The sequence below is a fragment of the Neiella litorisoli genome (assembly GCF_014773395.1).
Lineage (GTDB): Bacteria > Pseudomonadota > Gammaproteobacteria > Enterobacterales > Neiellaceae > Neiella > Neiella litorisoli.
In genome coordinates this window covers 1-12,337 of record NZ_JACXAF010000017.1, presented here as the reverse complement: position 1 = coordinate 12,337, position 12,337 = coordinate 1, and the positions used below count along the sequence as shown (strand labels likewise).

Below are 12,337 nucleotides of genomic sequence, written 5' to 3'. Positions count from 1 at the left end.
CATGAGTCTGTTTATTGCAGATGCCTGGGCTGATTCAGGTGCACAAGCGCAAGGCGGTGGCTTTGAGTTGATTTTCATGCTGGTAATGTTCGCCGTGATTTTTTATTTCATGGTGTACCGCCCGCAAGCCAAGCGAGTGAAAGATCACAAAGCCTTGGTCAGCGCGCTGAAAAAAGGCGATGAAGTTCTGACCAATGGTGGTCTGGTTGGCAAAATTGCCAAAGTCAGCGACGAGAAAGATTTCGTTGTGATTAGCCTGGCTGAAGGCCTTGACGTTACTGCTCAAAAAGCAGCTATTTCAGCGGTGCTGCCGAAAGGCACGATGAAGTCACTGTAATAAACTCGGCAGGAGCCGATTGTGTTAAATACAAATCCTATTTGGAAAGTGGTAATGGTGATCCTCGTGGTCGCCATTTGCGCACTTTATGCGTCACCAAATTTATATGGTGAAGATCCAGCTGTGCAAATCTCGGCGGCCCGCGGTGCCACCGTTGAAGCGCAGACTCTGGACAAAGTCAAACAAGCCCTTGAGGCCGAAGGTGTTGAATACAAGCGCCTGACCCTTGAGAACAATCAAATCGAATTACGCCTTCTTAATTCTGATCAACAACTACCTGTTCGTGAATTGGTTGCCAATGCCCTTGGCGAGCGCTTTGTTGTGGCTCTAAATCTGGCGCCTGCAACGCCAGCATGGCTCGAAGGTCTAGGTGCCGGCCCAATGAAATTGGGCCTGGACTTGCGCGGTGGTGTTCACTTCCTGATGGAAGTGGATATGGGCGCGGCCATTGCCAAAACCGAAGAACAAATGGTGCAGGATTTCCGCTCTGATTTGCGCGAAGAGGGGGTCCGCTATAAGGGCATTCGTCAGCGCTCGCAAGGCGGTGTTGAGCTGCGCTTTCGCGATGAGGAAGGCCGTGACCAAGGTACGCGTGCGTTGGAGCGCAAGTATCCAGATTTGATCTTCACCGATAGCGACAATGATACCGACACCATTGTCACCATGAGTGAGCAAAAGCTGAAAGAAACGCGCGATTACGCAGTGCAGCAAAACATCACCATTATCCGTAACCGGGTTAATGAATTAGGTGTTGCCGAGCCGCTGGTACAGCGGCAGGGTGCAGATCGTATTGTGGTGGAATTGCCGGGTGTGCAGGACACCGCACGCGCGAAGGAAATCCTCGGAGCGACGGCCACGCTGGAATTCCGCATGCAAGACACCAAAGGTGATGTTGCAGCCGCTGTTGCTGGTCGTTCCATCCCTGGTAGTCGTTTGTTTACCGATCGCGATGGCCGTCCGGTACTTCTCAAGAATCGCGTGATCCTGACCGGTGACCACATTGTTGGTGCGCAGTCTGGCTTTGATGAGTATTCGCGCCCTCAGGTGAACATTTCATTGGATGGCAAGGGCGGCAATAAGATGGCTGCTGCCACCAAAGACGCCATTGGTCAGCCGATGGCGACAGTATTTATTGAATACAAACCGACTGGCAAACGTGATGCTGATGGCCGCCCAATCTTCGATAAGCAAGAAGAAGTGGTCAACGTTGCGACCATTCAGGCTCGCCTCGGACGTAGCTTCCGTATTACCGGTATCGATTCCCAAGCTGAAGCGCATAACTTGGCGCTGGTACTGCGTGCCGGTGCTTTGATTGCTCCGATTCAGATTGTTGAAGAACGCACGGTTGGCCCAAGCATGGGCGCTGAGAATATTGAGCGTGGCTTAACGTCGATCATTTATGGTTTGGCTGCCACCATCGCATTCATGCTGTTCTACTACCGTGGTTTCGGCTTGGTCGCCAACGTCGCATTGGTGATGAACTTGGTGTTAATCGTTGGGGTGATGTCGATGTTGCCGGGGGCGACGTTATCGCTGCCAGGTATCGCCGGTATCGTTTTAACCATTGGTACAGCGGTTGATGCCAACGTGCTGATCTTCGAGCGAATACGCGAAGAGTTGAGAGCCGGGCGTTCGGTTCAGCAATCGATCCATATGGGTTATTCCAATGCCTTATCATCGATTGCCGATGCCAATATCACCACCTTTATTACGGCGGTTATCTTGTTCTCTATCGGTAGTGGTCCGGTGAAAGGCTTCGCCTTAACGCTGGCCATTGGTCTTGCGACATCAATGTTTACCGCAATTGTTGGTACACGTTTGGTCGTTAACTCAGTGTGGGGCGGTCGCCGTCTCGACAAGCTGCCGATTTAAGGAGTCGACGATGTTTCAAATCTTAAAACTCGACAGTGATATCAACTTCATGCGTTGGCGCGGCCCAGCCGGTATTTTGTCGACCATTTTGGTGATCGTATCTCTGGCTCTGGTTGGTGTTCGCGGCTTGAATATGGGCCTTGATTTCACCGGCGGTACATTGGTGGAGCTGGAGTTCTCCAAGTCAGTGGTTGCTTCTGATATTCGCGGCGTGTTGGAAAACGAAGGCTTTGAATCGGCGACGGTTCAGGCGTACGGCTCTAGCCGCGATATGCTGGTGCGTTTACCGCCGGTTGAGCAAGCTTCAGCTGAAACTCTCAACAATAAGATCACGGATGTCCTTAAAGCCCAGCTTGACGACCAAGTGATTATTAAGCGTACTGAGTTCGTCGGCCCTGTTGTCGGTAAAGAGCTGATGGAATCGGCGTTGCTGGCAATGGTGGTGGCACTGATCAGCATCCTGATTTACGTTGCTTTTCGCTTTGAATGGCGCTTGGGTGCTGGCGCGGTGGCGGCGTTGTTCCACGACGTGTCGTTAATCTTTGGTTTTTACGCTCTGACTCAGTTGGAGTTTAACCTGACCACGGTTGCCGGTGTGCTGTCGGTGATTGGTTACTCACTGAACGACACCATCGTGGTGTTCGACCGAATTCGGGAGAACTTCCGCAAGGTGCGTAAGATGGGTGAAATCGCGATTACCAATGCCTCGTTGACGCAGACCCTGAGTCGAACCTTGATCACCTCATTGACGACTTTGGTGGTGTTGTTTGCCTTGTATTTCGCTGGTGGTGAACTGTTGGCAACCTTCTCTGCATCATTGATTGTTGGTGTGGTTGTCGGTAGCTACTCGTCGATTTATATTGCTACCACAACGGCGTTGGCTCTTGGTCTCACTCGTGAATCTCTGATTCCAGAGGAAATCGAGAAAGAAGGTGCCGATCAGCAAGCCATGCTTTAAAGCTTGCCTTGGTAGTTAATCAAAGAGCGGCCTTGATGGCCGCTTTTTTGTGCTCGGGTGAATATATCTTTCGCGATTGCGAGCAACAAAAAAGGCCCTTGCGTTTGCAAGGGCCTTTTCAATTTGGAGCCGTTGTAATCACTTAGCGCTTGAGCGCTTCACCTAAATGCGGCTGCATCGCTTTGACCATACGTTGAGTCACCCGAGGGTTAGCAGCGACGACATTACCGCTTTTGAGGTGGCCATGACCGCCAACAAAATCACAAACGATACCGCCAGCTTCACGAACGATTAGCTCGCCAGCGGCAATATCCCAAGGCTTAAGGCCAATTTCCCAGAAACCATCAATACGGCCAGCAGCAACATAAGCCAAATCTAGAGCGGCAGAGCCCGCTCGGCGCATATCGCCAACCTGTTCGAACAAGTCAGAAAAAATTGCTGTGTAAGCAGGTAAGTGATGTTTTGCTTTGAACGGAAAGCCTGTTGCAAGCAGAGCGCCATTCAAGTCTGGTTTGTCGGTCACGCGAATACGATAACCATTTAGCTGGGCGCCTGCGCCACGGCTAGCGGTAAAGAGTTCGTCGCGAATTGGATCGTAAACGACCGCCTGATCGAGGCGATCTTTGTGTTTTAATGCAATGGAAATTGCAAAGTGAGGTACACCACGCATGAAGTTGGTGGTGCCATCGAGTGGGTCAATGATCCATTGGTAGTCGCTTTTGACTGCGCCACTCATACCGCTTTCTTCAGCAACGATGCTGTGATCAGGGTAAGCGTTTAACAAGGTTTCGATAATGACTTGTTCGGCATCCTTGTCGATGTTGGTGACAAAATCATTGGCACTTTTCGTTTCGGTTTCGATACGGTCCAGTCGTTCGTAACCATGCAGGATCACTTTTCCTGCCGCTCGTGCAGCGCGCACGGCGATATTTAGCATTGGATGCATTCCACTACCACTCGATGTTTTGTTAAAGAACTAGGTCGGCGGCGGAGTATACACGGGGTTACAGGCTTATTCCAGCTTAATTTTTGACCAGCTTGTGGCGGTGTCGTCAGCGTTATCAAAAGATCTGCAAAAGGTCTAGGATCTACATCTATAAAACAATGATCCGGCGTGATAAACTTCGTGCCCCCGAAAATTCCAGGTGCATATCAAAGATGTTGGATCAAGTTCGCATTGTGCTGGTCGGCACGACTCACTCCGGTAATATTGGCTCTGCCGCTCGAGCGATGAAAACCATGGGTCTGCAGCATCTGTACTTGGTTGATCCGCAGGCGATGCCTGATGGTAAATCGGTTGCCTTAGCTGCTGGTGCGGTGGACGTGTTGGAAAACGTGACGGTGTGTGATTCACTGCAACAGGCAATCGCTGACTGCGGTCTAGTGGTAGGGACCAGCGCTCGAAATCGGACGTTTAGCTGGCCAATGCTTGACCCACGCGAATGTGGTGAAAAAGTCATTGCGGAAGCTCCCAACTATCCGGTGGCGATTGTCTTTGGCCGTGAAGCCCATGGACTCAGTAATGACGAGTTGCAGCAGTGCCATTTCCATGTCTGTATTCCAGCCAATCCAGACTACAGCTCGTTGAATTTAGCCGCTGCCGTCCAAACATTATGTTATGAAGTGCGAATGGCATGGTTGAACCGCGAGCAGCATCAAAGCGAGCAAGCCGAATACCCGCTGGCAGAGCAACTCGAAGGGTTTTACCAACACCTAGAGCAGACGCTTCGTCAAACGGGGTTTATTATTCCACAGCACCCTGGTGTCGTGATGACTAAGCTTCGCCGCCTATTTAACCGAGCGCGGCCTGAGGCGACAGAGTTAAATATATTACGAGGGATGCTTAGCTCGGTGCAGAACCCGGGTCGGAAAAAGCATGCCTCACATCAGGAAGAAACAGAGCAAGATAGCGGCGTAGAAGGCGCCAGTAAGGAATAAGGAGAGCAACTTAAATGTTTAGTCTCATGCGAGAAGACATTCGTTGTGTGTTTGGCCGCGATCCCGCTGCCCGCAATACATGGGAAGTACTCACTTGTTACCCTGGCCTCCACGCGCTCTGGCTACATCGCCTTGCCAACTGGTTTTGGCGTCATCAAATGAAGTGGTTGGGACGCTTTGTGTCATCGTTTTCGCGTTGGATGACCGGAATTGAAATTCACCCCGGAGCCACTATTGGTCGCCGTTTCTTTATTGACCACGGGATGGGCATTGTAATCGGTGAGACCGCAGAGATTGGTGACGATGTCACGCTGTATCACGGGGTTACCCTTGGCGGCACCAGTTGGGATGCAGGCAAACGTCACCCGACCCTCAAAGATGGAGTCGTCATTGGCGCCGGAGCCAAGGTGCTTGGTCCGTTTACCGTGCACGAAAATGCTCGCATTGGCTCTAATGCGGTGGTGGTCAAAGAGGTCCCCGCAGGGGCCACAGTTGTCGGCATTCCAGGCCGCATTGTTAAAGCGCAAACCAGTACTGACGAAAAGCGCGAGCATCGCGATGCGCTGGCGAAAAAATATGGTTTTAATTCCTATGCGGTCTCGCCAGACAACCCCGATCCAGTCGCCCAAGCCATTGGCCAGTTAGTTGATCACATTCATTTGATGGATGCCAAAGTGAACGACATGTGTGGTGCCATCAACAACCTTGGGGGCGATGTCTGCAAGGAAATCCCCGAGCTCGATGTGATTGATTTAGCCGAGGCTGAAAAAGAGGCTGCGCAAGCTCGTCAACGGGAGCGTGAAGCATTTGACCCGGGAATTTAAATAGCGAGTTGATCCGGCCTTATAAAACCTGAGTAAAATAGTATGATATTTACTTGACTGTTTTACTCGGGTATGTGACCATTCGCGTCACTGCTGAGAGAGACCGGATAAAAAAATGCGTTTAACATCAAAAGGCCGCTACGCGGTCACAGCCATGCTTGACGTGGCCTTGCACTCAGAAGATGGCCCTGTACCGTTGGCCGATATTTCAGAACGACAGGATATTTCACTGTCATATCTGGAGCAGCTGTTTTCCCGCCTGCGCAAGCAAGGGTTGGTGTCCAGCGTCCGTGGCCCGGGTGGTGGTTATCGCCTTGGTAAAGACGCAGCAGATATTTCAGTCAACATGGTTATCGCCGCTGTTGACGAATCCATTGACGCCACTCGTTGTCAGGGCAAGGGAGATTGCCAAAGCGGCAACCGTTGTCTGACCCATTCGCTTTGGCTGGGTTTGAGTGAGCGTATTGAGAATTTTTTGGCGAGCATTTCACTCGCCGACTTGATGCAAGAACACGATGTTCAAGGCGTGACCGAGCGTCAAGACAACCAATTAAGCAATAACAAAATTAATATCCCACTTCACATGGTGGGCTGATAGCCGGATACGGCTCAGACGAGATTTTTACGGAGTAATTCATGAAGCTTCCGATTTACTTGGATTATTCAGCAACCACCCCGGTCGATCCTCGGGTTGCTGAAAAAATGATGCAATTTATGACCACCGATGGCGTATTCGGTAACCCCGCTTCGCGCTCTCACAAATTTGGTTGGCAAGCCGAAGAAGCGGTTGATATTGCACGCAATCAAATCGCTGATTTGATCAACGCCGATCCGCGTGAAATCGTCTTTACTTCCGGTGCCACCGAATCAAATAACCTCGCCATTAAAGGTGCTGCTCATTTCTATCAGAAAAAAGGCAAGCACTTGATCACCTGTAAAACTGAACACAAAGCGGTGCTCGATACCTTTCGTCAGTTAGAACGCGAAGGCTTTGAGGTGACTTACCTTGAGCCGGAAAGCAATGGCCTCATTGACTTGGCCAAGCTCCAGCAAGCGCTTCGAGAAGACACCATTGTGGTCAGCATCATGCACGTCAACAACGAGATCGGCGTGATTCAAGATGTCACTGCAATAGGTGAGCTATGTCGCGAGAACAAAATTTTGTTCCACGTCGATGCCGCACAAAGCGCCGGTAAAGTGCCAATTGATATGGCTCAACAAAAAATCGACATGATGAGCTTCTCAGCTCACAAATGCTACGGTCCAAAAGGCATCGGTGCGCTTTACGTTCGTCGTAAGCCGCGAGTGCGATTAGAAGCGCAAATGCACGGTGGTGGCCATGAGCGTGGTATGCGTTCTGGTACTCTGCCAACCCACCAGATTGTTGGTATGGGTGAAGCATTCCGCTTGGCCAAAGAAGAAATGGCGCAAGAAAATGAGCGCGTCTTAGCGCTTCGTCAACGCCTCTGGAACGGCATTAAAGACATGGAAGAAGTCTATGTTAATGGTGATTTAGAGCAACGCGTAGCGGGCAATCTCAATGTTAGCTTTGCTTTCGTTGAAGGCGAATCATTGATTATGGCGCTAAAAGATTTGGCGGTTTCTTCGGGTTCTGCTTGTACTTCGGCCAGCCTAGAGCCGTCATATGTGTTGCGTGCCCTAGGGTTAAATGACGAATTGGCTCACAGCTCGATTCGTTTTAGCATCGGTCGCTTCACCACTGAAGAAGAAGTGGATTACACCGTTAATTTGCTTCAAAACGCAATTGGCAAATTGCGCGAGATGTCGCCGCTTTGGGAAATGTTTAAAGACGGCGTCGATTTAAATAAAGTCGAATGGACTCACCATTAATTGCGAACGGACAAAGTAGGAGTAAATAGATATGGCTTACAGTGAAAAAGTAATCGACCACTACGAGAATCCTCGCAACGTTGGTTCGTTTGAAAAAGATGATCCACAAGTCGCGACCGGCATGGTCGGCGCACCAGCTTGTGGTGACGTGATGAAATTACAGTTAAAAATCGACGATCAGGGTGTGATTGAAGATGCCAAGTTCAAAACTTATGGCTGTGGCAGCGCGATTGCCTCTTCGTCATTGGTTACCGAGTGGGTCAAAGGTAAGACTCTCGACGAGGCTGCTTCGATTAAGAACACCGCAATCGCCGAGGAGTTGGCGTTGCCGCCGGTAAAAATTCACTGCTCAATTTTGGCCGAAGATGCCATTAAAGCAGCGATTGAAGATTACAAAAGCAAGCAACCCGCTTAATCTCAGGAGACATAAGGCATGGCAGTAACAATGACTGACGCAGCAGCCGACCGAGTCAGTGCATTTTTATCAAATCGAGGCAAAGGCTTAGGCCTTCGCCTTGGGGTTCGGACCACAGGTTGTAGTGGCCTTGCCTATGTCTTGGAGTTTGTTGATGAACTGGAAGACGGCGATGAGGTGTTTGAAACCCATGGCCTGAAAATCATTATTGATGGCAAAAGCTTGGTGTACCTCAATGGTACCGAACTTGATTTTGTCAAAGAAGGATTGAATGAGGGCTTCCAGTTCAATAACCCCAACGTCAAAGACGAGTGTGGTTGCGGCGAGAGCTTTACCGTTTAATGTTAAATTCAGCACTGAGTTAACGCGCTACCATTATCATGGACAACTACTTTGAGCTGTTTGGTTTGCCTGAGCAATATAGTCTCGACCAAACAGCTTTAACCAATACCTTTCGTGACTTACAAAAGTCCGTCCACCCTGACCAGTTTGTTAGCCAGGGCGAGCAGGCACAACGCTTAGCGGTGCAACAGTCAGCTCAAATCAACGATGCGTTTCAGACCTTAAAAGTGCCGCTAAAGCGAGCTCAATACATGTTGCAATTGGCTGGCATTGATTTACAAGCCGAACAACATACGCTGCGAGATTCAGCATTTTTAATGCAGCAGATGGAATGGCGTGAGCATTTAGAAGCTCTGAAACAAGCGGAAGATCTCGACGGCCTTGAACAATTCTCTGATACGATTGCCGCGGCTCAAAAACAACTGAACGATAAAATTGCTCAGGCGTTGGATGCCGGTCAGCATCATCAAGATGCGCCGACTTGGGCCAATGAAGTGCGTAAGTTGTCTTTCATGAATAAGTTGATGGTTGAGATTGCTCAGGCCGAAGACGCACTCGATTACTAATTACTAGTTTCTACACAGTCAGGCTAAATACATGGCATTGCTGCAGATTGCTGAGCCCGGTCAAAGTACCGCTCCGCACCAAACCAAACGTGCTGTAGGCATCGATTTGGGTACCACTCATTCGTTAGTTGCTTCGGTCCGCAGTGGCCAGGCAGAAACCCTTGTTGACGCCAATGGTCAAGCTATTCTGCCTTCGGTAGTGAGCTATCAAACGGATGAAATACTTACAGGCTACCCAGCGGTCGCCCAAAGCGAAATTGATCCGGTCAACACCATTGTTTCTGTGAAGCGTTTTATGGGCCGCTCATTGGCTGATGTTCAGGCTCGCGGTCAAAAATTTCCTTATCAGTTTTGTGAGACTGAAAACGGCTTGGTGGCTTTCGATACGCCGCAGGGCAAAATCAACGCCATTGAAACCTCATCACACCTGTTGACCACGTTGCGCCAACGCGCTGAGCATTCGTTAGGCGGCGACATTGATGGCGCCGTGATCACGGTGCCGGCCTATTTTGATGATGCCCAGCGCCAAGCGACCAAAGATGCTGCGCAACTGGCCGGTTTAAAGGTACTTCGATTAATCAATGAGCCGACTGCTGCGGCTGTTGCATACGGTCTTGACAGCGGCGATGAAGGCGTCATCGTCGTGTACGATCTCGGCGGCGGAACCTTCGATGTGTCAGTGTTGCGGTTGCAAAAAGGTATTTTCGAAGTACTGGCGACAGGTGGTGATTCTGCTCTCGGTGGTGATGACTTTGATCAGCTGTTGGTTGACGATTTTATCACTCAAGCAGGCTTGAACAGCGGGCAACTCAGCCAAGCGGATTTACGGCATTTGGCCAACGCAGCGCGCCGAGTGAAAGAGCAGCTGAGCGACCTTGCTTCCGTAGCAGTAAGCCTAAAGTTGTCCACTGGCGAATACCAATTAGAGGTTTCACGGCAGCACTTTGAGCAACTGATCGAACCGCTGGTCCGCAAGACGTTGCGCGCAAGTAAGCGGGCACTGAAGGACGCATCGATTAGCCCAGACGAAATTCTTCAAGTTGTCATGGTCGGTGGCTCTACTCGGGTGCCCAAAGTCAGAGCAGATGTTGCTGCGCTGTTTGGCAAAGCGCCGTTGACAAGCATCGATCCGGACAAAGTGGTAGCGCTAGGTGCTGCACTGCAAGCCGATGTATTAGTTGGCAACAAGAATGCTGACGACATGCTCTTGCTCGACGTTATTCCGCTGTCGCTCGGTTTAGAGACGATGGGCGGTTTAGTCGAAAAGGTCATCCCGCGCAATAGTACGATTCCCATTGCCAAAGCCCAGGAGTTCACCACGTTCAAAGATGGCCAGACGGCGATGATGATTCATGTACTACAAGGTGAGCGCGAATTGGTGGATGATTGTCGCTCGCTGGCACGCTTTACCCTGCGGGATATTCCGCCGTTGGCAGCCGGTGCAGCCCACATTCGCGTCACTTTTCAAGTCGATGCAGATGGTTTGTTGAGTGTGTCGGCGATGGAAAAATCAACCGGCGTGTCGGCCGCCATTGACGTGAAACCATCGTATGGCTTGAGTGAAGATGAAATTACCCAGATGATCAAATCGTCGATCACCCATGCAAAAGAAGATATGACCGCGCGAATGCTCGCCGAGCAACGCGTAGAGGCTGAGCGAGTTCTTGAAGCGCTTGATGTCGCGATTGCCGCAGATGGCGATAAACTATTGAGTTGTGATGAGCGCGATGGGTTGCTTGCAGGGATGGCAGAGCTGAAACAAGTCGCACAAGGTCAGGATGATAAAGCCATTGAACTGGCGATTGAGCGAGTCAACAAATTATCAGAAGTATTTGCTGCGCGCCGAATGGACGTGTCGATTCGCTCGGCATTGGCGGGCCATAAAGTGGATGAGGTTTAACCATGCCAAAAATCGTATTTCTACCTAATGAAGAGCTATGCCCCGAAGGCATGGTGGTGGATGCCGCCGAAGGCGAAACTGTGCTTGATGTGGCGCTGCGTAACCATATCGATATTGAACATGCCTGTGAGAAGTCTTGTGCTTGTACCACTTGTCATGTGGTGATCCGTGAAGGCTTTGACTCACTGGAAGAAAGTGATGAATTGGAAGACGACATGTTGGACAAAGCTTGGGGCCTTGAGCCAGAGTCGCGGCTCGGCTGTCAGGCACAAGTTGCCGACGAAGATTTAGTTGTCGAAATTCCGAAATACACCTTAAATATGGTTTCTGAACAACACTAGGAGCATTAACCATGGCGTTGAAATGGACTGACTCATTGGATATTGCGCTGGCGCTGATTGATGTCCATCCAGATGTCGATCCGACTCAGGTACGATTCACCGATTTAATGCAGTGGGTTGTTGAGCTCGATGAGTTCGATGATGACCCTAGTCATTGTGGTGAACGCATCCTTGAAGCGATTCAACAACACTGGATCGATGAAGCAGATTAAGGAAACGGTCGAAAGGCCGTTTTTTTTCGCCTTCTGACTTATATTCGGCCTAGGGTTCGCTTTATGATGGCTGAGTCACATCTGGTATTTTTTTAACGCTGTTCATTCAGCCTGTTCGATGCGTATAATGCGCCGCGAAAATTAAACCTGTGACAACAACAGGAACCTTTGTATTCTTCCCTCAAGGAGAGCTGAAAGATGGCGATTCAACGCACCTTTTCAATCATCAAGCCCGATGCCGTCGCTAAAAATCTAATTGGCGCTATTTACAACCGTTTCGAGTCTGCTGGCTTGACTATTGTTGCATCAAAAATGATCCACATGAGCCAAGAGCAAGCTGAAGGCTTTTATGCTGAGCACAAAGAGCGTCCGTTCTTTGCAAGCTTGGTTGAGTTCATGACGTCTGGTCCCGTAATGGTTCAAGTGCTGGAAGGCGAAAATGCAGTTCTGGCTAACCGTGAGATCATGGGCGCAACGAACCCTGCGGAAGCAGCGCGCGGCACCATTCGTTCTTGCTTTGCGACTGAAGTTAGCGAAAACGCAGTACACGGCTCTGACGCTGTTGAATCTGCTGCTCGTGAAATTGCATATTTCTTCTCTGATGACGAAATTTGCCCTCGCACTCGTTAATTCGAATGCGACAACAAAAAGCCCCGCGATGCGCTGTCTCTTGATCACATCTCAAAGCTCAAGAGACTTGGCTAGCTCATAGCCTTCAAGGATGGTTTGTAGTTTGAACCATCCTTGCCACAATCGCTCCCAGCCCACGTGCCCATTGCGT

The 12,337-nt window shown here is 50.2% G+C and carries 15 protein-coding genes; 14 read left to right on the top strand and 1 reads right to left on the bottom strand.

What is annotated here, in order from left to right; all coding sequences use genetic code 11:
- Position 1 precedes the first annotated feature (1 nt).
- From yajC to secF, 3 genes are read left to right on the top strand one after another with little or no spacing between them, the layout of a single operon-like run.
- The gene (yajC, locus tag IC617_RS12970) at positions 2-337 is read left to right on the top strand and encodes a preprotein translocase subunit YajC (RefSeq protein ID WP_191145416.1); all 336 of its coding nucleotides are present in this window, start codon (positions 2-4) and stop codon (positions 335-337) included.
- 21 nt (positions 338-358) lie between these two features.
- On the top strand, positions 359-2,209 hold the full coding sequence (secD, locus tag IC617_RS12965; protein ID WP_191145415.1) for a protein translocase subunit SecD: 1,851 nt from the start codon (positions 359-361) through the stop codon (positions 2,207-2,209).
- A gap of 10 nt (positions 2,210-2,219) precedes the next feature.
- Positions 2,220-3,167: a protein translocase subunit SecF gene (gene secF / locus IC617_RS12960; RefSeq protein ID WP_191145414.1), complete on the top strand. Its 948-nt coding sequence runs from the start codon at positions 2,220-2,222 to the stop codon at positions 3,165-3,167.
- A 142-nt stretch (positions 3,168-3,309) separates the two neighbouring features.
- On the opposite strand, the gene suhB is transcribed toward secF, so the two are convergent.
- A complete protein-coding gene (suhB, locus tag IC617_RS12955) occupies positions 3,310-4,113 on the bottom strand; it encodes an inositol-1-monophosphatase (RefSeq protein WP_191145413.1) in 804 nt (267 codons plus the stop codon).
- Between the two features lie 212 nt (positions 4,114-4,325).
- Here suhB and trmJ point away from each other — a divergent pair, with 212 nt between their 5' ends.
- The 11 genes from trmJ to ndk all read left to right on the top strand — a co-directional run bounded on the left by trmJ (position 4,326) and on the right by ndk (position 12,186).
- Positions 4,326-5,105 (top strand): tRNA (cytosine(32)/uridine(32)-2'-O)-methyltransferase TrmJ, encoded by a 780-nt coding sequence (gene trmJ / locus IC617_RS12950; RefSeq protein ID WP_191145412.1) that lies wholly within the window; start codon positions 4,326-4,328, stop codon positions 5,103-5,105.
- Between the two features lie 14 nt (positions 5,106-5,119).
- On the top strand, positions 5,120-5,929 hold the full coding sequence (gene cysE, locus IC617_RS12945) for a serine O-acetyltransferase (RefSeq protein WP_191145411.1): 810 nt from the start codon (positions 5,120-5,122) through the stop codon (positions 5,927-5,929).
- Between the two features lie 115 nt (positions 5,930-6,044).
- Complete coding sequence (gene iscR / locus IC617_RS12940; protein ID WP_191145410.1) at positions 6,045-6,524, top strand: Fe-S cluster assembly transcriptional regulator IscR; 480 nt, start codon at positions 6,045-6,047, stop codon at positions 6,522-6,524.
- A 41-nt stretch (positions 6,525-6,565) separates the two neighbouring features.
- Positions 6,566-7,780, top strand: a complete 1,215-nt coding sequence (locus IC617_RS12935; RefSeq protein WP_191145409.1) for an IscS subfamily cysteine desulfurase — start codon at positions 6,566-6,568, stop codon at positions 7,778-7,780.
- Positions 7,781-7,811: 31 nt separating this feature from the next.
- Positions 7,812-8,195 carry a Fe-S cluster assembly scaffold IscU gene (gene iscU, locus IC617_RS12930; RefSeq protein WP_191145408.1) on the top strand — a complete coding sequence of 128 codons (384 nt, stop codon included), beginning with the start codon at positions 7,812-7,814 and terminating at the stop codon, positions 8,193-8,195.
- Between the two features lie 18 nt (positions 8,196-8,213).
- Positions 8,214-8,537: an iron-sulfur cluster assembly protein IscA gene (gene iscA / locus IC617_RS12925; RefSeq protein ID WP_191145407.1), complete on the top strand. Its 324-nt coding sequence runs from the start codon at positions 8,214-8,216 to the stop codon at positions 8,535-8,537.
- Between the two features lie 38 nt (positions 8,538-8,575).
- Entirely contained in the window at positions 8,576-9,103 is a 528-nt protein-coding gene (gene hscB, locus IC617_RS12920; RefSeq protein ID WP_191145406.1) for a co-chaperone HscB, read from the top strand.
- Positions 9,104-9,134: 31 nt separating this feature from the next.
- Entirely contained in the window at positions 9,135-11,003 is a 1,869-nt protein-coding gene (gene hscA / locus IC617_RS12915; RefSeq protein ID WP_191145405.1) for a Fe-S protein assembly chaperone HscA, read from the top strand.
- A 2-nt stretch (positions 11,004-11,005) separates the two neighbouring features.
- A complete protein-coding gene (gene fdx, locus IC617_RS12910; protein ID WP_191145404.1) occupies positions 11,006-11,344 on the top strand; it encodes an ISC system 2Fe-2S type ferredoxin in 339 nt (112 codons plus the stop codon).
- Between the two features lie 11 nt (positions 11,345-11,355).
- Positions 11,356-11,556, top strand: coding sequence for a Fe-S cluster assembly protein IscX (iscX, locus tag IC617_RS12905; protein ID WP_224745993.1), 201 nt, complete (start codon positions 11,356-11,358; stop codon positions 11,554-11,556).
- Between the two features lie 198 nt (positions 11,557-11,754).
- Complete coding sequence (gene ndk / locus IC617_RS12900) at positions 11,755-12,186, top strand: nucleoside-diphosphate kinase (protein ID WP_087504606.1); 432 nt, start codon at positions 11,755-11,757, stop codon at positions 12,184-12,186.
- Positions 12,187-12,337 lie beyond the last annotated feature (151 nt).